The sequence below is a fragment of the Variovorax sp. OV329 genome (assembly GCF_900114785.1).
Lineage (GTDB): Bacteria > Pseudomonadota > Gammaproteobacteria > Burkholderiales > Burkholderiaceae_C > Variovorax.
This window is the reverse complement of record NZ_FOUG01000003.1, coordinates 344,129-364,148: the sequence shown is the minus strand read 5'-3', so window position 1 is coordinate 364,148 and position 20,020 is coordinate 344,129. Positions and strand designations below refer to the sequence as shown.

At 65.7% G+C, this 20,020-nt stretch carries 19 protein-coding genes; 11 read left to right on the top strand and 8 right to left on the bottom strand.

Features of this window, described 5'->3' with window-relative positions; genetic code table 11:
• Window positions 1-2: 2 nt before the first annotated feature.
• Entirely contained in the window at window positions 3-1,232 is a 1,230-nt protein-coding gene (gene argJ, locus BM345_RS06860) for a bifunctional glutamate N-acetyltransferase/amino-acid acetyltransferase ArgJ (RefSeq protein WP_093377007.1), read from the bottom strand.
• Window positions 1,233-1,353: 121 nt separating this feature from the next.
• Complete coding sequence (secA, locus tag BM345_RS06855) at window positions 1,354-4,131, bottom strand: preprotein translocase subunit SecA (protein ID WP_093377004.1); 2,778 nt, start codon at window positions 4,129-4,131, stop codon at window positions 1,354-1,356.
• A 189-nt stretch (window positions 4,132-4,320) separates the two neighbouring features.
• On the opposite strand from secA, the gene BM345_RS06850 reads away from it, so the two are divergent.
• From BM345_RS06850 to BM345_RS06835, 4 genes are all read left to right on the top strand, one after another.
• Window positions 4,321-4,626 carry a DciA family protein gene (locus BM345_RS06850; RefSeq protein ID WP_093377002.1) on the top strand — a complete coding sequence of 102 codons (306 nt, stop codon included), beginning with the start codon at window positions 4,321-4,323 and terminating at the stop codon, window positions 4,624-4,626.
• Between the two features lie 66 nt (window positions 4,627-4,692).
• The gene (locus BM345_RS06845) at window positions 4,693-5,151 is read left to right on the top strand and encodes a MarR family winged helix-turn-helix transcriptional regulator (RefSeq protein WP_093376999.1); all 459 of its coding nucleotides are present in this window, start codon (window positions 4,693-4,695) and stop codon (window positions 5,149-5,151) included.
• Window positions 5,148-6,689 (top strand): MDR family MFS transporter, encoded by a 1,542-nt coding sequence (locus BM345_RS06840; RefSeq protein WP_093376997.1) that lies wholly within the window; start codon window positions 5,148-5,150, stop codon window positions 6,687-6,689. Before BM345_RS06845 ends, BM345_RS06840 begins: the two co-directional genes overlap by 4 nt.
• 32 nt (window positions 6,690-6,721) lie before the next feature.
• Complete coding sequence (locus tag BM345_RS06835) at window positions 6,722-8,299, top strand: phospholipase D family protein (protein WP_093376994.1); 1,578 nt, start codon at window positions 6,722-6,724, stop codon at window positions 8,297-8,299.
• A gap of 33 nt (window positions 8,300-8,332) precedes the next feature.
• On the opposite strand, the gene BM345_RS06830 is transcribed toward BM345_RS06835, so the two are convergent.
• Complete coding sequence (locus tag BM345_RS06830) at window positions 8,333-10,594, bottom strand: aminotransferase class V-fold PLP-dependent enzyme (protein ID WP_093376991.1); 2,262 nt, start codon at window positions 10,592-10,594, stop codon at window positions 8,333-8,335.
• A 102-nt stretch (window positions 10,595-10,696) separates the two neighbouring features.
• Here BM345_RS06830 and BM345_RS06825 point away from each other — a divergent pair, with 102 nt between their 5' ends.
• Window positions 10,697-11,158 carry an Lrp/AsnC family transcriptional regulator gene (locus tag BM345_RS06825; protein ID WP_254789617.1) on the top strand — a complete coding sequence of 154 codons (462 nt, stop codon included), beginning with the start codon at window positions 10,697-10,699 and terminating at the stop codon, window positions 11,156-11,158.
• A 178-nt stretch (window positions 11,159-11,336) separates the two neighbouring features.
• On the opposite strand, the gene BM345_RS06820 is transcribed toward BM345_RS06825, so the two are convergent.
• Window positions 11,337-13,019 (bottom strand): phospholipase D-like domain-containing protein, encoded by a 1,683-nt coding sequence (locus BM345_RS06820; protein WP_093376987.1) that lies wholly within the window; start codon window positions 13,017-13,019, stop codon window positions 11,337-11,339.
• A 468-nt stretch (window positions 13,020-13,487) separates the two neighbouring features.
• Here BM345_RS06820 and BM345_RS06815 point away from each other — a divergent pair, with 468 nt between their 5' ends.
• Window positions 13,488-14,231: an LOG family protein gene (locus BM345_RS06815; RefSeq protein WP_175544925.1), complete on the top strand. Its 744-nt coding sequence runs from the start codon at window positions 13,488-13,490 to the stop codon at window positions 14,229-14,231.
• A 99-nt stretch (window positions 14,232-14,330) separates the two neighbouring features.
• Here BM345_RS06815 and BM345_RS06810 read toward each other — a convergent pair whose 3' ends face one another.
• Both BM345_RS06810 and BM345_RS06805 read right to left on the bottom strand, forming a co-directional pair.
• Entirely contained in the window at window positions 14,331-15,383 is a 1,053-nt protein-coding gene (locus BM345_RS06810; RefSeq protein WP_093376982.1) for an alpha/beta fold hydrolase, read from the bottom strand.
• 141 nt (window positions 15,384-15,524) lie between these two features.
• Entirely contained in the window at window positions 15,525-15,899 is a 375-nt protein-coding gene (locus BM345_RS06805) for a hypothetical protein (protein ID WP_093376979.1), read from the bottom strand.
• A 288-nt stretch (window positions 15,900-16,187) separates the two neighbouring features.
• Between BM345_RS06805 and BM345_RS06800 the strand changes: the two genes are divergently transcribed.
• On the top strand, window positions 16,188-16,964 hold the full coding sequence (locus BM345_RS06800) for an enoyl-CoA hydratase (protein ID WP_093376977.1): 777 nt from the start codon (window positions 16,188-16,190) through the stop codon (window positions 16,962-16,964).
• A gap of 34 nt (window positions 16,965-16,998) precedes the next feature.
• Here BM345_RS06800 and BM345_RS06795 read toward each other — a convergent pair whose 3' ends face one another.
• Window positions 16,999-17,433, bottom strand: coding sequence for a MarR family winged helix-turn-helix transcriptional regulator (locus BM345_RS06795; RefSeq protein WP_093376974.1), 435 nt, complete (start codon window positions 17,431-17,433; stop codon window positions 16,999-17,001).
• 105 nt (window positions 17,434-17,538) lie between these two features.
• Here BM345_RS06795 and BM345_RS06790 point away from each other — a divergent pair, with 105 nt between their 5' ends.
• The 4 genes from BM345_RS06790 (at window position 17,539) to BM345_RS06775 (ending at window position 19,599) form a co-directional block, all read left to right on the top strand.
• Window positions 17,539-17,925: a sulfite exporter TauE/SafE family protein gene (locus BM345_RS06790; protein WP_254789615.1), complete on the top strand. Its 387-nt coding sequence runs from the start codon at window positions 17,539-17,541 to the stop codon at window positions 17,923-17,925.
• A gap of 151 nt (window positions 17,926-18,076) precedes the next feature.
• Window positions 18,077-18,289, top strand: coding sequence for a hypothetical protein (locus tag BM345_RS06785; protein ID WP_093376972.1), 213 nt, complete (start codon window positions 18,077-18,079; stop codon window positions 18,287-18,289).
• A 72-nt stretch (window positions 18,290-18,361) separates the two neighbouring features.
• The gene (locus BM345_RS06780) at window positions 18,362-18,703 is read left to right on the top strand and encodes a hypothetical protein (protein WP_093376969.1); all 342 of its coding nucleotides are present in this window, start codon (window positions 18,362-18,364) and stop codon (window positions 18,701-18,703) included.
• A 116-nt stretch (window positions 18,704-18,819) separates the two neighbouring features.
• On the top strand, window positions 18,820-19,599 hold the full coding sequence (locus BM345_RS06775) for a tRNA-uridine aminocarboxypropyltransferase (protein WP_093377350.1): 780 nt from the start codon (window positions 18,820-18,822) through the stop codon (window positions 19,597-19,599).
• Between the two features lies 1 nt (window position 19,600).
• Here BM345_RS06775 and BM345_RS30055 read toward each other — a convergent pair whose 3' ends face one another.
• On the bottom strand, window positions 19,601-19,969 hold the full coding sequence (locus BM345_RS30055; RefSeq protein WP_254789613.1) for a hypothetical protein: 369 nt from the start codon (window positions 19,967-19,969) through the stop codon (window positions 19,601-19,603).
• Window positions 19,970-20,020: the final 51 nt, after the last annotated feature.

The window sequence follows — 20,020 nt, the reverse complement described above, 5'->3', positions numbered from 1 at the left end:
AATCAGGAACGGTAGTCGGCGTTGATGGACACGTAGTCGTGGCTCAGGTCGCAGGTCCATACTGTGTCGGCGGCGTTGCCGCGGCCCAGCACCACGCGCACCGTGATCTCGCTCTTCTTCATCACGCGCTGGCCGTCTTCCTCGCGGTAGGCCGGGTTGCGCCCACCCTTGACCGCCACGTGCACATCGTCCAGGTACAGGTCGATGCCGGTCTGGTCCAGGTCCTCGATGCCGGCGTAGCCCACCGCCGCCAGGATGCGGCCCAGGTTCGGGTCGCTGGCAAAGAAGGCGGTCTTGACCAGCGGCGAGTGGGCGATGGCGTAGGCCACCTGCCGGCATTCGGCGTCGGTCTTGCCGCCTTCCACGCGCACGGTGATGAACTTGGTGGCGCCTTCGCCGTCGCGCACGATGGCCTGCGCCAGCAGCCGCGCCACGTCCTGCATTGCCTTCAGCAGCGCCTGGCCGTCGGCCGAGTCCAGCGAAGCGATGACGGGATTGGCCGCCTTCTGCGTGACGATCACCACGAAGGAATCGTTGGTGGAGGTGTCGCCGTCGATGGTCACGCGGTTGAAGGAGCCGTCGGCCAGCTTCTTCGACAACGGCTGCAGCAGCGACGCGTCGATGCGCGCGTCGGTGGCCATGAAGCCCAGCATGGTGGCCATGTTCGGGCGGATCATGCCGGCACCCTTGCTGATGCCGCTGATGGTGACGGTGGCGCCGCCGATCTGCACCTGGGCGCTGAAGGCCTTGGGCAGGGTGTCGGTGGTCATGATGCCCTCGGCCGCGCGCGCCCAGTTGCCGGGCTTGGCGTCGGCCAGCGCCGCCGGCAGGCCGGCCTCGATACGCTCGATGGGCAGCGGCTCCATGATCACGCCGGTGGAGAAGGGCAGCACCTGTTCGGGCGCGATCTCCAGGTGGCGGGCCAGCGCGATGCAGGTGGCGCGGGTGCGCGCCAGGCCGTCCTCGCCGGTGCCGGCGTTGGCGTTGCCGGTGTTGATGAGCATGGCGCGGATGCCGAAGTTCTTGTCCAGGTGCTCGCGGCAGACCTGCACCGGCGCGGCGCAGAAACGGTTCTGCGTGAAGACGCCGCCCACGGCGGCGCCCTCGTCGATCAGCACCACCGTCAGGTCCTTGCGGTTGGCCTTGCGGATGCCGGCTTCGGCAACGCCGATTCGAACGCCGGGCACGGCAAAGAGGGAGGCCGGATCGGGGGCGGAAAGGTTCACGGGCATCGTCTTGCTCCTTGGGAAACGTGCGCTATCGATGATGACAAAAAAATGCGCCCGCGGCGCCGGAGGAGACCGGCTGGCGCGGGCGCGTCGTGCAGGTGGGCGCGGGGCTCCTTGGATCAGCTCAGCTCAGCTTCCCGTGGCACTGCTTGTACTTCTTGCCGCTGCCGCAGGGGCAGGGATCGTTGCGGCCGACGCGGGCAAAGGCCATCGCACCGGCTGACAGGCCGCCGGTGGCGGCACGACGCAGGCTTTCCTCGTCCACACGCACCTCCGGCTCGCCGGTCTCGGTGGGCGCGGTGTAGGTGATGTTGATGTGGCTCTCGCCGCGCTCTTCCATCGCCTGCGCCGCCTCGTCGAGCTGTTCGCTGGACTGGATGCGCACCGTCATCAGCTGGCGGGTGACCTCGGTCTTCACCGAGTCGAGCAGCTGGCCGAAGAGCTCGAAGGCCTCGCGCTTGTATTCCTGCTTGGGCTGCTTCTGCGCATAGCCGCGCAGGTGGATGCCCTGGCGCAAGTAGTCGAGGGACGCCAGGTGCTCGCGCCAATGGGTGTCGATGCTCTGCAGCAGCACCATGCGCTCGAACTGGATGAAGTTGTCCTTGCCGATCTGCTCGACCTTGGCATCGAAGGCGGCGTTGGCCGCATTCACGACCTTGTCGACCACTTCCTCATCGGAGATGGCGGTGGCGGCTTCCACTTCCGCGCGCAGCGGCAGTTCGATGCCCCAGTCGTTGGACAGGGTGCGCTCCAGGCCGTCCAGGTCCCACTGCTCTTCCACGGATTCGGCCGGCACGTACTGGCGCGCCAGGTCGGTCATGCAGCCTTCGCGAAGCGCGGCGATCTGCGCCGACAGCTCGCTCGCGTCGAGGATGTCGTTGCGCTGCTGGTAGATCACCTTGCGCTGGTCGTTGGACACGTCGTCGTACTCGAGCAGCTGCTTGCGCACGTCGAAGTTGCGCGCCTCCACCTTGCGCTGGGCGCTCTCGATGCTGCGGGTGACGATGCCGGCCTCGATGGCCTCGCCGTCGGGCATCTTCAGGCGGTCCATGATCGCCTTGACGCGGTCGCCCGCGAAGATGCGCATGAGCGGGTCGTCCAGGCTCAGGTAGAAGCGCGAGGAGCCGTTGTCGCCCTGGCGGCCCGAGCGGCCGCGCAGCTGGTTGTCGATTCGGCGCGACTCGTGGCGCTCGGTCGCGATGATGCGCAGGCCGCCCTGCGCCGTGACGAAGGCGTGCTCCTTGGCCCACTCGGCGCGCAGGCGCTCGATCTCGGCCTGCTTGGCGGATGCGTCGACGGATTCGTCGTGCTCCAGCGCCTCGATGGCCTTCTCCACGTTGCCGCCCAGCACGATGTCGGTGCCGCGGCCGGCCATGTTGGTGGCGATGGTGATCATCTTGGGCCGGCCGGCCTGGGCCACGATGTCGGCCTCGCGGGCGTGCTGCTTGGCGTTGAGCACCTGGTGCGGCAGCTTGGCTTCGGTGAGCAGGCCCGAGATGATCTCGGAGTTCTCGATGGACGAGGTGCCCACCAGCACCGGCTGGCCGCGCTCGTAGCACTCGCGGATGTCCTCGATGGCCGCCTGGTACTTCTCGCGCGTGGTCTTGTAGACGCGGTCGAGCTGGTCGTCGCGCTTGCTCGGACGGTTGGGCGGAATGATCACCGTCTCCAGGCCATAGATCTCCTGGAACTCGTAAGCCTCGGTGTCGGCCGTGCCGGTCATGCCGGCCAGCTTGCCGTACAGGCGGAAGTAGTTCTGGAAGGTGATCGAGGCCAGGGTCTGGTTCTCGGGCTGGATGTTGGCGCCTTCCTTGGCCTCCACGGCCTGGTGCAGGCCATCGCTCCAGCGGCGGCCGGTCATGAGGCGGCCGGTGAATTCGTCGACGATGACGACCTCGCCCTGCTGCACCACGTAGTGCTGGTCGCGGTGGTACAGGTGCTGGGCCCGCAGCGCCGCGTTCAGGTGGTGCATCAGCGTGATGTTGGCCGGGTCGTACAGCGATGCGCCTTCGGGCAGCAGTTGGAACTCGGACAGCAGCTGCTCGGCCTTCTCGTGGCCGTCCTCGGTGAGGAAGACCTGGTGGGTCTTCTCGTCGACCGTGAAGTCGCCGGGCTTGGTGATGCCCTCGCCGGTGCGCGGGTCGGCCTCGCCTTCCTGGCGGGTGAGCAGCGGCACCACCTTCTTGATCGCCAGGTACAGGTCGGTGTGGTCCTCGGCCTGGCCGCTGATGATCAGGGGCGTGCGCGCCTCGTCGATCAGGATCGAGTCCACCTCGTCCACGATGGCGTAGTTCAGGCCGCGCTGCACCCGGTCGCCGGTCTCGTAGACCATGTTGTCGCGCAGGTAGTCGAAACCGTACTCGTTGTTGGTGCCGTAGGTGATGTCGGAGCGGTAGGCCGCCTGCTTCTCCTCGCGCGGCATCTGCGGCAGGTTGATGCCCACCGACAGGCCCAGGTAGTTGTACAGGCGCCCCATCCACTGCGCGTCGCGGCTGGCGAGGTAGTCGTTCACCGTGACCACGTGCACGCCCTTGCCGGTCAGCGCATTGAGGTAGACCGGCAGCGTGGCCGTCAGGGTCTTGCCCTCGCCGGTGCGCATTTCCGAGATCTTGCCGTAGTGCAGCGCCATGCCGCCGAGGAGCTGCACGTCGAAGTGGCGCATCTTCATGATGCGCTTGGAGCCCTCGCGCACCACGGCAAAGGCTTCGGGCAGCAGGTCGTCGAGGGCTTCACCCTTGGCGATGCGGTCCTTGAACTCCTGCGTCTTTCCCCGCAGCTCGTCTTCGCTGAGCTTCTCGAATTGCGCTTCGAGATCGTTGATGCGCGCCACCGTCTTGCGGTATTGCTTCAGGAGGCGGTCGTTGCGACTGCCGAAGAGCTGGGTCAGGAAGTTGGTGGCCATGAGTGGAGGTCGACCCCCGCGCTATATACGCCGTATACGCGCGCGGGCGCTTGGACCTGAATTCCTAAAGATAGTCAAAATCAACACTTGGGCGTGCGTTGCACAATTGCAAGGCTCGCAAGGCGCCCAGGCCGCCGGATTGCCGGCAAACCGTTGATTTTAGCCACCTTGTCTGTCCGCATTTCTTCCGTGAACCGGCGCTTCAATCCCCTCACCGTCCTGCAGGCCACCGAGGCCTCGCCCACCCTGGCGGCCCTGGCCGAGCGCGCCCGCGACTCGGCCGAGCGGCTGCGTGCCGTGGAGGACCTGATCCCGCGCGAGATGCGTGCCGGCATGCAGCCCGGACCGGTCGAAGACGACGAATGGTGCGTATTGGTCGGCAGCAACGCCGCAGCGGCCAAGCTGCGCCAGATGGCGCCCATGCTGGTCGGTCGCCTGCGCATGCGCGGCTGGCAGGTGAAAACCGTGCGCATCAAGGTCCGCTCCCGCCGCTGAGCGCCCTGCGGTGCCCAACGGTCTGCCTGCGCCCATTTAGTAAGCCTGCTTATAATAAGTAGGCTTATGAAAAGAGATTTCACCCAGCGCTTCGGCTTCCTGGTCAATGACGTCGCGCGCCTGTACGGCGCCCAGTTCGACCGGTTGGCACGCGAGCGCATCGGGCTCTCGCGCGCCCAGTGCCGAGTGCTAGGGGCGCTGGCCATGCGCGGCGAACCCATGTCGCAGGCGGAACTGGCGCAGGAAGTGGAACTGAGCGCGATGACCGTGGGCGGCCTGTGCGAGCGCCTGGAAGCAGGGGGTTGGGTCCGCCGCACGGCCAGCGCCAGCGACCGGCGCGCGAAGGAAGTGCAGCTGGCCGAAGGCGCCGAAAAGGCGCTCGACGCGGCGATGAAGATCAGCGACGGCGTCCAGGACCGTGCGCTGGCCGCCTTGTCGCCGGGGGAGCGCAGCCAATTGGTCGCCCTGCTCAACAAGGCCCGCCAGGGCCTGATGACGCCAGTTGCCGGGGAGGAACAGCCATGAGCACCGCCGCTGCGCAGGCACCCGGCGGCTTCCCGCATCGCGGGATGATCACCGTCTCGATCATGCTGGCGACGATCATGCAGGCGCTGGACACCACCATCGCCAACGTCGCCCTGCCCCACATGCAGGGCAGCCTTCAGGCCTCGCAGGACCAGATCACCTGGGTGCTGACCTCCTACATCGTGGCCTCGGCCATCGCACTGCCGCTCACCGGCTGGCTGTGCGGCCAGTTCGGGCGGCGCAAGGTCTTCCTGATCTCGGTGGTGGGCTTCACCATCGCCTCAGCGCTGTGCGGCCTGGCCACCTCGCTGGTGGGCATCGTCGCCGCGCGCCTGCTTCAGGGCGTGTTCGGCGCGGCGCTGGTGCCGCTGTCGCAGGCGGTGCTGCTGGACATCAACCCGCGCGAGAAGGTGGGACAGGCCATGGCCATCTGGGGCGCGGGCATCATGGTCGGCCCCATCCTCGGCCCGCTGCTGGGCGGCTGGCTGACCGAGAACTTCGACTGGCGCTGGGTCTTCTTCATCAACCTGCCGGTGGGCGTGTTCGCCTGGTGGGGCATCGCCCGCTACCTGCCGGAAAGCCGGCCGCAGGGCGAGCGGCTGGACGTCTTCGGCTTCGTCACGCTCAGCATCGCCATCGGCATGCTGCAACTCTTTCTGGACCGCGGCGAGCAGCTGGACTGGTTCGACTCCTGGGAGATCAAGCTGGAGGCCGCTGCCGCGCTCGTCGCCTTCGCCTTCTTCGTGGTGCACACGGCCACCGCGCGCGGCACCTCCTTCTTCAACCGCGAGTTGCTCAAGGACCGCAACTTCGTCACCGGCCTGCTGTTCGCCTTCATCGTCGGCATGATCCTGTTCGCCACGATGGCGCTCTTGCCCAGCTTCCTGCAGGGCCTGATGGGCTACCCGGTGATCTACACCGGCGAGGTCACGGCGCCGCGCGGCATCGGCACCATGCTCGCGATGCTGGTGGTCGGGCGGCTGGTGCAGCGGGTGGACGTGCGCGCCATCATGGCGGTGGGTTTCGGGCTCACCGCCTTCTCGCTGTGGCAGATGACGCAGCTCACGCTGCAGATGGACAGCACGCTCATCGTCACCTCCGGCTTCATCCAGGGCCTGGGCATCGGCTTCACCTTCGTGCCGCTGTCCGCCGCCACCTTCGCGACGCTGCCACCGCACCTGCGGCACGACGGCACGCCGGTGTTCAGCCTGCTGCGCAACATCGGCAGCAGCGTGGGCATCTCGATCGTGCAGGCGCTGCTGACCGAAGGCTCGGGCAAGGCGCATGCGCAGCTGTCGGCGCTGGTCGGGCCGGGCAACCACGGGCTGGCGAACCTGCCCGCGATGATCAGCCCCGACACACTGGCCGGGCTGGCGGTTCTCAACAACGAGGTGACGCGCCAGAGTGCGCTCATCGGCTACCTCAACGACTTCGGCGTCATGATGCTCGTGACCGTGCTGGCGATTCCACTGCTGCTGCTGATCCGCAGTCCGCGGCGCTCGCAGACGGGGGGCGCTCCGGCGGAGGTGCCGCACTAGAATTTGCGGCACCCTCGTTGTCCGGAGAAGCCGTGTCGCCCCAGTCGATCCTGCGTGCCGCCCTCGCCAGCACCCTCGTGCTTCTCTTCACCGGCTGTGCCTCGCTGCCCGCCGACGTTCCGAAAGCCGAGTCGAAGGCCCTCGCGAGCACCGACGACACGCGCCTGGGCCAGGGCGTGCGCCGCATGACGGCCGCTCATCCGGGCAAGTCGGGCATCCGCGCCCTGCCGGAGGCCAACGAGGCTTTCGCCGCGCGCATCCTGCTCGCCCGGGGCGCGCAGCGCAGTCTGGACCTGCAGTACTACATCTGGCACCGCGACACCACCGGCCTGCTGCTGTGGGAAGAGGTGTGGCGCGCGGCCGAGCGCGGCGTGCGCGTGCGGATACTGATCGACGATGCCAACACCGCCGGGCAGGACCCGATGCTGGCAGCGCTCGATGCGCATCCGAACATCGAGCTGCGCCTGTTCAATCCCTTCGCCAACCGCGGCTTCCGGGCCGGCGACTTCCTGAGCGACTTCACGCGGGTGAACCACCGCATGCATAACAAGTCCTTTACCGCGGACAACCAGGTGTCCATCGTGGGCGGGCGCAACATCGGCGACGAATACTTCGGCGCCAACATGGAAGTGGGTTTCCAGGACCTGGACGTGATGTCCGTGGGCCCGGTGGTGCGCGAGGTGTCGCAGGAGTTCGACCTGTTCTGGAACAGCGCCTCGGCCTATCCGGCCGCCAGCATGCTGTCGGGCGTCACGCCCGAGAGCGCGGACACGCTGAAGGCCGAGTGGGAAGCAAACCGCGGCCGGTCCGAGGCGCGCGAGTACATCGAAACCACGCAGCGCACGCCCCTGGTCGCGCAGGTGATCCAGGGCCAGGTGGACTTCGAGTGGACCACCGCGCACGTGGTCCATGATGACCCGGCCAAGGCACTGCAGCCCGCCGACCGGACCGACCTGCAGATGCTGCCCCGGCTGGAGCGGGCCCTGGGCCAGTCGCAGAAGGAACTGGACCTGGTCTCGCCCTATTTCGTGCCGGGCAAGGACGGCACGGCCGCCCTCGGCGAACTGACGCGGCGCGGCGTGAAGGTGCGGGTGCTGACCAATTCGCTCTCGGCCACCGATGTGGCGCCGGTGCATGCCGGCTATGCCAAGTACCGCAAGCAGTTGCTCGAAGCCGGCGTGACGCTCTTCGAACTCAAGCCGGGCGCGGCCGTTCCGCCGCCCAGCGAGGAAAGCAGGCCGCGCGGCCTGCCGGGCAGCGGCTCGACCGGCGGCGGCTCCGCGGCGAGCCTGCACGCCAAGACCTTCGCGGCGGATCGCCAGCGCATCTTCGTCGGCTCCTTCAACCTGGACCCGCGCTCGGCGCGGCTGAACACCGAGATGGGCGTGGTCATCGACAGTCCGCAGTTGGCCGGGCAGCTGTCGAGCCAGCTCGACGGCCGCCTGCCCCACGTGGCCTACCAGGTGCGGCTCACGCCCGAGGGGAAGCTCGAATGGGTCGAGAACGAGGGCGGCAAGGAGACCGTGTTTTCGGACGAACCCGGCACGAGCGCCCTGCGCCGCGGGTGGGTGAATTTCCTCAAGGTGCTGCCCATCGAATCCCTGCTCTGATCGGCAGGCACGGCGCCGCGTCAGGCGGCAGATTCAGATCGCAAGCGCTTCGCCACCCGGTACCGCTTGTGCATCCACCGGCCACAGCGCGAGCCCACCCGCCAGGCTCCAGGCCTGCGCATGGCCAAGGCGGCGAAGGGCCCGCGCGGCCTGGGCACTGCGGTTGCCGCTGCGGCAGACGAAGACGAGCGGCACGTCGGCGGCCAGGGCGCCCCAGCGCGGCAGTGCGCCGACCAGGGTCGACAGCGGCACCGGCTCGGCGTCCAGAGAACCGGCGGTTCCCATCCGCGCCTCGAAGGCTTCGCGCACGTCGATGAGCTGCAGCGCCTGGCCGGTGCGCAACTGCTCTCGCACTTGCTCCGCCGGCAGCTCGACGTTTTCCATCGCAAGCGCGCAGGCGGTGCGCGCGCCGCAGGCGAGGGTCTGGTACTCGGTCGGCGCGAGGTTCCGCTCCAGCGCAGCCTTTTCCATGGCGAAAGCCTGTGCATCGACAACGCCCGTCAAGGCGCCGGCCAGCAGCGGATGGGCCGCGCACTCGACGCTCAAGGTGGTGGCGAAGAAGTTGTCGTAGTCGTGCGCCGGCAGCAGCAGCGTGTGCGGGCCGACCGCGGCTTCCAGCGTCTTGAGCGAGGCGGCGAAGGAATGCGGCGCGCTCTGTTCGAAGTCGCTGCGTCCCAGCGCGCCCGGCATCACCATGTCGCCGACGAAGGCCAGCCGCAGGCCCTGCGCATCGTGCAGCAGGTAGGCCGTGGAATCCTGCGTGTGGCCGGGGATGTGAAGCCGCGTGAGCCGATGCGCGCCCAGCGCAACGATTGCGGCTTCCGCAGGCCAGCCCAGTCCGTCGCGTACGGGAAAAAGATCGACCTGCGCCGGAGCCAGCGCGTCGATCAGCGACTGCGCGGACGAGACATGGTCGCCGTGGCTGTGGGTGTCGAGCACGGCGGCCAGCACGCCCTGGCGGCAGCTGATCCATTGCGCCAGGCGCTCGGTCAGTTCGGGCAAGGGGTCGATGACGACGCAGCGGCGGCTCTGTGCATCGGCCACGACGTAGCAGCAGGCGCCATCGACGACGAATCGGGTGAGCGGGTCCAGCGGTCCCGCCGCGCCAGACGCTTCGGCACCCTGGCAGGTGGCGCGCAGCATCTCGCCGCAGTCGCGCAAGCGCGCGCAGGCCTCGTCGATCAGCGCAGGCGTGTCGGCCGCGCCGAAGGACAGGCGAACCGCCGAGGCGGTCTGCCAAGCCGGCAGGCCCATGGCCTGCAGCACGTAGCTGGGTTGCGCCTTGGCGGCGCTGCAGGCGGAGCCACCGCTCACGCGCAGGCCGGCGGCATCGAAGAGATCGAGCAGGAGGCGCGCGCTCAGCCCGGGCACGGAGAAATTCAGGGTGGTGGGGAGGCTGCAATCGAAGGGTGCGTTGAACACCACGCCGGGGAAAGCTTCGCCAAGGGCGTCGGCCAGCCGTTCGCGCTGCGCGCGCAGCACATCGCCGCTCGCGAACACGTCGCCCGCTTCGAGCGCCGCCAGCACCGCGCCGAGGGCGGCGATGCCCGCCATGTTCTCGGTGCCGGCACGCGACGCGCCCTCCTGCCCACCACCCGTCAGCAGCGGCGTGACGGGCGCACCCTCGCGCACATAGAGCAAACCAATGCCCTTGGGCGCGTAGAGCTTGTGCCCCGAGAAGGGTGCGTAGTCGATGCGCCGCTCGGCCAGCCGCAAGGGCAGCTTGCCCAGGGCCTGCACGCCATCGACCAGCCAGAGTGCTGGGCTCTGCGCCAGCGCGTCGGCGATGCCGTCCAGGTCGCTGATCACGCCTGTTTCATTGTTGGCGGCCATGGTGCACACCAGGCCCGCATCGCCAGCATGGGCGCGCAGCCAGCCCCGGTCATGCCGGCCGTCGATGCCCACCGGGATGGCCCGGATCTCCAGGTTCAGGCCCAGGAGTGCGTTCCAGTGGCGCAGTGCCTCGGGCACCGCCTTGTGTTCGGTGGCACCGTAGAGCAGTTGGCCCGGGATGCTTTCGCCCGACACGCGACGCTGGCGCAACGCATGCAGGGCCGAGAGCACCGCCGTCTGGATGCCCTCGGTCGCGCCGCTGGTGAACATCAACTGCCCACTCGGCGCGCCCAGGACGCGACGCGCGGCCGCCCGCACCTGGTCCAGCAGGGCGCGGGCCCGCAGGCCGCTGCCGTGGATGCTGCTCGGGTTGCCGAAGGTTTCCGACATGACGGCGAGCGCGGCAGAGCGCGCCTGGGGCAGGACCGGGGTGGTGGCGTTGGCGTCGAGATAGATTTCCATCCGGGGAATTGTGCAGACGCTCGGAGGGAATGGACGTGCTAAATTACCCTCGCACGCCTCACGTATTAGCATCCATTTCTACATATGAGCAAATCAGTAAAATTGGATTCCATCGACAAAAGGCTTCTGGCCCTTCTGCAGGAAAACGCCGAGCTTCAGGTCGCCGAACTCGCCGAGTCCGTGGGGCTCTCGCCCACGCCTTGCTGGCGGCGCGTGCAGCGCCTCAAGGAAGCAGGTGTCATCACCCGCAACGTGATGCTGGTGGACCGCGACAAGGTCAACGTGGGCGTGACCGTCTTCGTCTCGGTGCGCACCAACACCCATTCGCAGGCCTGGTTCGACCGCTTTCGCGCCACCATCGAGGCCATTCCCGAAGTGGTCGAGTTCTACCGGATGAGCGGCGACGTGGACTACCTGCTGCGCGTCGTGGTGCCCGACATCGCCGCCTACGACCAGGTCTACAAGCGGCTGATCGCGGGCACGCAACTGTTCGACGTGTCCTCCAGCTTCGCCATGGAGGAACTCAAGTTCACGACCGCGCTGCCCTTGTCGTATATCGATTGAGCGGATGCCACGGCCGGGGCGACTCAGACCATTCCGACGAACGCGCCGCATACTGACACGAGCGCTGCCACCACAGAAGGCGCGAGCCAGATGGCAACACTGGCATCACCCGCCGATACGGACAGGTCACAACGTTTACCTTTCGAACCCCTGTCGATCTCAGATCGCTCCTGGTCGTTCATGCACCGATGAAGTATCGCCGCTTGATGTCCTTCTCAGAGCCTGGTTTGAAGTGCGACGGAACCCACTCGGTCCATGTCTCGAACAGATCTTGTGGTTTCCATGTGTCACGCGCCGCACTTCCATGCTCCTCGATGTGCCGCTTGACCGACTCGCGAAATCGGTGGTGCGCGAAGACCCGCATGAACTCGCCGAAGAAGATGTCGGCAACCCGTGTGTCTCCCCGGATCAAGAGCATGTTCTCGTCGTTGTCGGTCACGCTGGCCGAACTGAAGTTTGCAGAGCCTGCGAGGGTGACCGGCTTCCTTCCCAAGGGGTCGATCAGCATGAACTTCGTGTGAATCCAGTTGACATTCACTCCGATGGGGTCGCTCTCCTTGCGCCAGCCATCGATCCAGTCGACATAGATGTGATTGCCCAGCGCCATGCCGATATTCGGGTGTCGGCGAATTCGCTCGATGTCCTGAATGGCTGCATCCCGCGACGCCTTGCTCCCGCCATTGACGTACTTGTCCAGCAAGGCGAAGCGAAGCACTTGGTCGCTGACGTCGAATGGCGGCCGGAAATCCTTGACGATTCCGAACGGGAAGGTCATGAACAAGGGACGGCCTGCGGACGCCAGTTCGATCCACCACTTGAACACGCTTTCGCCTCGATGAGGTGAGAAGATTGGAAGTATCTCGTCCCCGTCGTCTACAGGAGGCAGTGCGTTTTCTGTTTCGGTCCAGTCCTTGAGCTCCTCAGAGCTCGGGTCACCGCGCAGTTTCTCCCAGTACGCGAGGAAGCGCTTTGCAACGTCCTTGTCTCGAACGACGTGTCCGAAGTTCAATTGACCGTATAGGGCATTGCGGCTCAAGTTCGTGGATCCGGTCCAGACAGCCACTGGCTTGCCTTTGCGACTGATCACGATGAACTTGTTGTGCATCAGTTTGGCATTCCTGCGCGCAATGGCCACTCCGCCCTTGAACTTGACCTTCGTGAGAACCTTGCCGTTCTTCACTCCTGTGTCGTCGCTGCCAGCGTGGTAGATGAGCTTGACGTCAGCGCCTGCTTCGCTCGCGGCCTTGAACGCGGCCAGCACATCCGGCCAAGGTTGATCGCCGGGTACATTGAGCTCGTAGATCGCCGCATGCAAGCTGTAGTCGGCGTTCTTCGCCAAGCCGATGAAATTGATGAGCGCAGGGACCAGATCACGCGCAAGCCAGGAATAGGCGGGGGCACCCGCTTCATTCAAAGTTTGCCCTGGAAAGCGTTGCACAAACGCCTGCGATGCGATCGCACCACGATTGAAGTGCAAGTCGTGCTTGCCTGCACTCAAGGGCTCGGCCTCAATTGTCAGGTCAGTGGGTGTTTTCTCTTCCAGCTTTCCGGGGCGTCCGAACATCGGGATGACGCGATACTTGTATCGATAGCCAGGTTTCGCCGTGTAGTCGGCCCATTGGAAAACTTGGAACGGATGCTGCCTGCTGCTCGCGTCCTCAAACCCGGTCGGGGGGCGGATGCTCGCAAATGTCTTGTTGCCGCGTAGCCAGACAGTTTCGTCCTCGGTCAGGTCCGTTCGCTGGATTGCAAAGCCCATGAGCCCCCGAGCGTCCTGTTCACGCATGTCTAGAGCGAGAAATACGACGTGGGTACCGCTGATGGCGCGTACGTTGACCAGGCCCGATGCTGATTTCCGCATGTTCCCTCCGATCGCAGCTTGCCCGCGATAGGCAAGTCCCTTTGAGTGGCATCGGAGCGCAAGGCGCCAAATGCATTGTCTCCAGTTTCCTCGAACCGGAACCTTTGTCACGTCCACAAGTTTGAGGAGGCGTGGCGAGGGAGGGTTGGAACAACGACTACTTCGAGTCGCATCTGCGCCGGCTGAGTCGTTGGATGACTGCTGCTGCTAGACGACTGGTGTGTGAAGGGGCACAGTCGCAACACACTCGCAGGGTCGGCTGTTGGGGCATGCATCAAGCGAGGACGACAACTTGGAGGTGAGTGGATGTGCAAACTGATATCGATGGTGGTGGCTGCTTGTCTGCTTGCGGGGTGTCACACGACTCCCAAAGACGTAGTTGCGGGTGCCAGTCCGGTCACGCTTCAGTTCTCATGCACGGGTTCCTCAGCTGCGCCCAAAGCCTGGTACGTCGGTGCGTATGCGGGAATGGAGAACGCGGTGCCTGCCCGTGACGCGGCGCGCGATCTGTACTGCGCAGACGCGTTCAAGGCGAGCAAGTATCCCCGCGGATTCGTGACCATCTTCGGGAGTTCGCGTATCGAGAAGGACAACAGGGCGTGCGACGCGCAGGGCAAGTGCGATGAAGTGCTGCAACAGAACGACCGAATGTATGCGGCAGTGAAGGATTTCGCCGCCATCTGGACCAGCCGGCACGGTCGAGCATTGCCGGTTCTGACGGGTGCGGGACCAGGACTCATGAGCGCCGGAAACGAAGGCGCTGCGGCGGCAGGTGGACCGAGCGTCGGGTACACGACGTATTACGATCGCCCCGACCCACCGGCGCCGGCGAACTCGGTGCGTCCGTATGTTGGTGATCCGTCCAAGGCGTTCAATGCCTTTGTCTCTGACGGTCTGGTCTTCACTAGCATCGCCCAGCGGGAGGCAGCCATGATCCGCCATTCTGCTGCGATCGTGTTTACCCCCGGTGGGTCCGGGACAGAGTGGGAGATCTATCAAGCCATTGAGACGATCAAGAGCCGTCAGCAGACGCCGGTTCCCGTGTATTTCTTGGGTGATCGCTCGATCTATTGGGCTGGCTTGAACGCGCGCTTGAAGGACTTGGTGGCTAGAAGGGTCGTGCGCCAGGACGAGATTGATCCCTTTCTTCGCTTCGTTGCAACGCCCGGTGATCTGGTCGATCGCCTAAGCAAGGACTTGGCCCTCCCATAGTTCACGAGGGCGCCACGCAGTTTTTGTATGGAGCTGGTAGCTCAATGAAGCATGCCTGATTTCGCTGGAGCGAGGCCACTGTCATTGAATTTGTCGAAGTCAGGGCTCAACGTTGAAATAGCAGGTCAAGCCGTCTTCGTCGCCCTTCATCCCGTAGACCGTCCGGTCGATCTCGCCTGGCTGCAGGTCCCGCTCGGAACGCAGAATGCGGCCGAACACGTTCTTCATGCGCTTGGGCATCTTGTTCTGCACGAAGTACCCATGCCCGCCGCTCCCGACCTTCGCCCCGGTGCAACTGATGTAGCGCATGGCGGGAACACGAAGCCGGTCGGGCGTGGGGTCCGTGCCGAGTTTTTGCTGGGTGTCGCCGGTCAGCCCATTGTCGGCAATGCTGGCGGCCGCCAGCACCACATCGCCCTTGTTGAAGGTCACGAAAAGCTGGCTCTTCGGTCTGATCTTGCCCAGCCAACTGCGGTGATCGCTGGCTCGCACGCAGGGCGCCAGCAGCACAACGTTCTGCGCGATGGAGAGCGAGTCCGCGGCGCCGGGAATGTCCAGCGCGTATTGCAGGAACTGCGCACCCAGGCTGTGGGCAGCGACAGTGAACGACTGTGCGTTGGCGTCCAGGCGTGCTGCGCCTACGAGCCGAAGGAAGCGTGCCAGCGCATCGGCGGCGTGCTTTCCGTTGAGGCTTGCCTGGTGATAGCGGTAGATCTTGGAGCGAATGCCGGACTGATCGCGGTTGGATGCATCCACCGCGCTCAACTCGTCTTCGTCGCCATCGGTCTCAGCGGGATCGACTCCTGGATAGCGCTGGCCGTCCGGCAGGTAACCCTCCGACGGCCACGAGAAGGCCACCACCTCGACGTTGTAGAGCGCCTCCAGTCTGGCGCAGCGCTCGAAGCATCGGGCCGGGGAGTTGTTGTTCCCGTGGATGTAGACCAACACGGGGCGAGCGCCCTTGAAGATCGGGTCCAGCGCCGACTTGGCTTCGGCCTGCTCGACGTCGTCGTCCGCGGCGGTGACCCTCCACCCAGCAGACTTGGCGCTCACCGTGGCCATGCCCAACCTCTCGGAGCCCTGGTTGTAGGCCGTGCCGAACGCCGATTCATTCGAGCTTGCCGTCATCACCCTGTTTGTGAAGATGAGCATCGTTCCCTCCAGAAGGTGGAGGGGAATTCTCGGACTTGCCCGCAGGTCCAGGCTCCCCAGAATTGAGGATCGAAAGGACGCGATCGCCTGCGTGGGTCCGGATCGCCAAGCGCGACCTGGTCGGGCCGACGGCAACGTCCCCTAGCCGCGAGCGAAGAAGCGCTCGGCCCGTGCGGCCGAGAGGACCGATGCCGCACCTGCCTGCAGCAAATCCATGGGCACGGCGTCGTTCAGCAGATGGTTGGGCTCGATGAACCACAGCGCCGTGTCCCAGTCGCCGAGCGTGCCAGCCAGTTCTTGCACCACAGCCGTGGCAGATGGCGAGGGCGTCATGTCGACAGGGTCGAACTGGAAGATGGGCAGCAGCGTCTGAGATCTCCAGGAAAAGCTCAGCACCCGGTTCGAGACGATCCAGCGAGCCACGTGCGATACGGGCTGAAGCACACGCTCTCGCAGCCGATCGGCGAACTCGTCGCCGCTCAGCAGGCCACCGGTGCGTTGGAAGGCAAGCTGCATCCGCGCGTACTCGAGCTCGCGCAGTCGGTGCGCCGAGCCCTAGAAAGGCCGCAAGTGCGCCGCCACGCAGGGATGCGGGTACTCGGGAAGTCTCATGGTCCACCTCGATTGCTTGTTGGAGACACGACCACTGTCCTCTCGAACGTCCCACGGCACATCCGCCGAAGGATCGGCTTCGCTGCAGCCCCAAGGGCTGAACGACGGTGGATTTACTTTGCATGCGAATTACTTCTATACTTTGCATGCGAACTTCATTCACGGCTGCCAGCCACTCACCGGAAACACACCATGTCCTCTGAAATCCGCACCGACCTGATCGACGGCGTGCTCACCATTACGTTTGCCCGGCCTGAAAAGAAGAATGCGTTGACGAACGAGATGTACGCTGCCTTGGCCGACGCCGTCGAGCAGGCGCGGCTGAACGCCGGCATCCGCGTGCTTCTGTTCCAGGGAGACGGTGACATGTTCACTGCCGGCAACGACATGGGTGATTTCGCCGCGATGGCTGCCGGAGAGGACCCGGGTGTGCGCCATGTGCATCGATTCCTGCACTCGCTGGCAAGCTCCACGCTGCCGATCGTCGCCGCGGTCAACGGCAAGGCCGTCGGCGTAGGTACCACGATGCTGCTGCACTGCGACTACGTCCTGCTATCGCAGGATGCGCAGCTGATCACGCCCTTCGTCAACCTGGCGCTGGTCCCCGAGGCAGCATCGAGCTACCTGCTTCCGCTGCGCATCGGGCACGCCAGGGCCTTCGAGATGTTCGCGATGGGCGAGCCGCTCGACGCGCAGACCGCCCTGGCATGGGGCATCGCGAACAAGGTGTGCGATGCTGATCAACTGCGCACGCATGCGCGCAAGGTGGCGGAAAGGCTCGCTGCCAAGCCCGCAGGCTCGCTGAGCGCGATGAAAGAACTCATGCGCGACGCACAGCGGCTGATTGCGCAGATGACCCGCGAGAGCGCGAGGTTCGAAGACCGGCTGGCCAGCGCGGAGGCCAGGGAAGCATTCTCGGCCTTTGCCGAAAAGCGCAAGCCCGACTTCACGAAGCTTGCCCCGCACTGAATCGAATGCTTCGTCGTCCCGGCGGCTCCGCGCGCTACACGTCGTCTTCGTCCGTAGGCGGGAACTTCGTCTGCAGGCTGGTCAGCCACCGCGCCACCACATCGATCTCGGCCGCGGTGAAGCCTTCGGTCAGCTTGGCATTCAATGGCTTCATGCCCGCCTGCGAGCGCTGCCGAGCCGCACGGCCCGCGTCGGTCAGCCACAGGCGCGACGCGCGCCCATCGGTGTCGTCCGCCCGGCGCTCGATGAGGCCCGCTCTTTCCATCCGATCGGCAAGCCCGCTCATCCCGGGCGCACCCATGTGCAGCTGCGCGGCGGCCTCGCTCATCAGGGCGCCGTCACTCTTCTCCAGGATGAAGAGCAAGCCGGCCTGAGCGGCCGTCACGCCGCCTGCGGTCCTGCGCGCCTGCGACCAGCGTTGCAACCGTCGCTGGCCGACGTTCAGGAGATAGACGAGGCGATGCTGCATGTGCGGGACGGGCCGCCCAAGCGGCAATTTATTCGCATACGAACATTATGCGCGACAGCAGGTCGGACGGACACATGCGCTTGTGCCGCGCGGCGGGAGGTCGTGGTGCAGCCTCGTTCCCCGCCCAAGGCCGTGGCCGCCGGCCTGACCTCGGGCATCACGACCATGGTCGCGCACTCCGGCGGCCCCCCACTGGCGATGTACCTGCTGCCGCTTGGCCTGGGCAAGCAGGTCTATGCCGGAACGACCAGCCTCTTCTTCACAGTGGGCAACATCGTCAAGGCCGCGCCGTGGCTGGCCCTGGCCAGGCCAGCGGGCTCGGTCTGGACATTGATGGCGATCAGTCTCCTGGCCATACCCTCGGGCGTCTGGCTCGGCTGGCGCCTGCATGCCAGGCTGGACCAGCGCCAGATGTACAGGGTCTGCTATGGCCTGCTGGTCGTCACGGCGATGAAGTTGCTGTGGGACGGCGTCGGGGGCTATCTGCACTGAGCTTGCATGCCTCGGACGCACGATTGGCCCCCTGGGCCGCCACTGACCATTGTTTCCCCGGAGGCAATGCCACATTGTCCCGCAGCACCTTTTTCCGGGACGAGCCGGCGACTAGATTGGAGACACGCAGTCTCTCCCGAGGGTCGCCACCATGTTCCACCTCATCAGCCAGTCCCGGCGCGACGGGCGCTTCGAGATCCGGTTCCGCTCGCTTTTCCACCAGGGCCGGGGCTATGTGTTCCCGTGCGACTCCGCAGGTCGAGTGGACCTGGACACGCTGTCGGAGCGAAGCCGCTGCAACTACCTGTTCGCTCGCGCCATGGTCGGACGCGAGTTCGCGCTGCCCGACGTCAGCGCCAGCTGAATCCACGGAGAATCCCATGCGGCCCACCGGTCTTGAGCGGGAGCATCAGCAGCGCTGCTGGCGCCTTCAACAATGAAGACCCTGGAACTTCTTGAGGTCGAGCATGCGCTGGAACGCATCGAACAAGTCCTGCTCCGGTGCGGCGACGAAGGCCAATACCTGATCTTGCGTGCCCATGGAGACAAGGAAGGCGGGCAGGCCCTCACGCAGCAGCGCTTGGCGGCACGCAAGTCGCTGGCGGCAGCGCAGAAGCTCCTGGCGGTCGCGACCGCGCTGATGGACGATCCTTCCCACAGCTCCGACAAGGAAGCGCAGTTGCAGATCAAGGCGTCGATCGAAGCGCTGAAGCTCGCGGCACGCGGCGCCTACGAGGCCAGTCATTTTCTCGTCGGGGTGAGGAGGAGCTATGGTTAAGGCGGATGGGCGTGCCGCGGGTCGCCCCAGTTCGTCCAGGAACACCACCAATCACGCCGGGCAGCCGACAGTCGGGCTGTTGCCCAGCGCCAGTGCGCATGACCGAGAATCTCCGGATGCCCCACGCCGTGTCCGACCTGCGTGCCGCGCGTCTGGCGCGCAGCGCCAAGCCCTTTCTCGCCCGCGGTGGCTTCAAGCGCGAGCGCTGCGCCGGTTGCCGCCTCGCCCCCAGCCACTGCATGTGTGCCTTGCGCCCTTCGTTGACCACGCGCGCAGGGGTGTGCCTGCTCATGGCCGACATCGAGCCACTCAAGCCGAGCAACACGGGTTGGCTGGTCGCCGATGTGGTGCCCGATACCTTTGCCTTCGGCTGGACGCGAACCGAAGTCGATCCCGCCCTTCTGAACTTGCTCGGCGACCCGCAGTGGCAACCCTATGTGGTGTTCCCGGGCCAGTATGCGGCGCCCGAGCGGGTCGTGCGCGCGGTTGAATTGCCTGACAGCCTGCGTGGTGCTGCCGCAAGGCGCCCGCTTTTCATCTTCCTGGACGCGACGTGGACCGAGGCGCGCAAGATGTTTCGAAGAAGCCCTTACCTCGACCAACTCCCGGTGCTGAGTCTGGAACCTGGCCAGGTATCGCAATACAAGCTGCGCCACTCCGGCCGCGACGACCACTTGTGTACCAGCGAGGTGGCCGCCCTGTGCATGAATCTGGCGGGCGAGCACCTTGTCGAGCGAACTCTGCAAGCCTATCTTGCGGTATTCACCCATCACTACCTGCGTGCGAAGAATCAACAGCCCATTGAATGGGAAGGCGCCGCCCACCAGCGCTTGCGCGAGGTGATCGGCACCCCCGAAGGACCTGGGCGACATCGCCCTGCTGCAGCGACGGGGTGAGCTAGCGGCGACCCCACCCGCCCCGGGCGCCTCCTCCTCCGTAAGTGCCGTAGCCGCGGGACGCCCACGCGCCGTGCCCGCCGTAGTAAGGGCGGCTTCCATAGTAGGGATAGCGCCCCCACCCGCCTCGGCCCCAGCAGCAGCCGTAGCCGCCGCCGATGAAGACGGACGAAGACACGTAGGGATAGGGGTACCCATAGCCGTACCCGTAGCCATAGCCGTAGGGATAGCCATAGCCGTAGGGATACGCATAGCCGTACGGATAGCCATAGCCGGCGGCATAGTAGCCGTCGTAGGGAACGGCCACGCAGCCGCAAAGTGCAGCCAGGGCCAGGGCCAAGGCGGAGGCACGAAGACACAAGCCTTTCATGGCGCAACCTCCATCTGCATGCGACCGCTTCGGGCAAGCCGCCACGCGCAT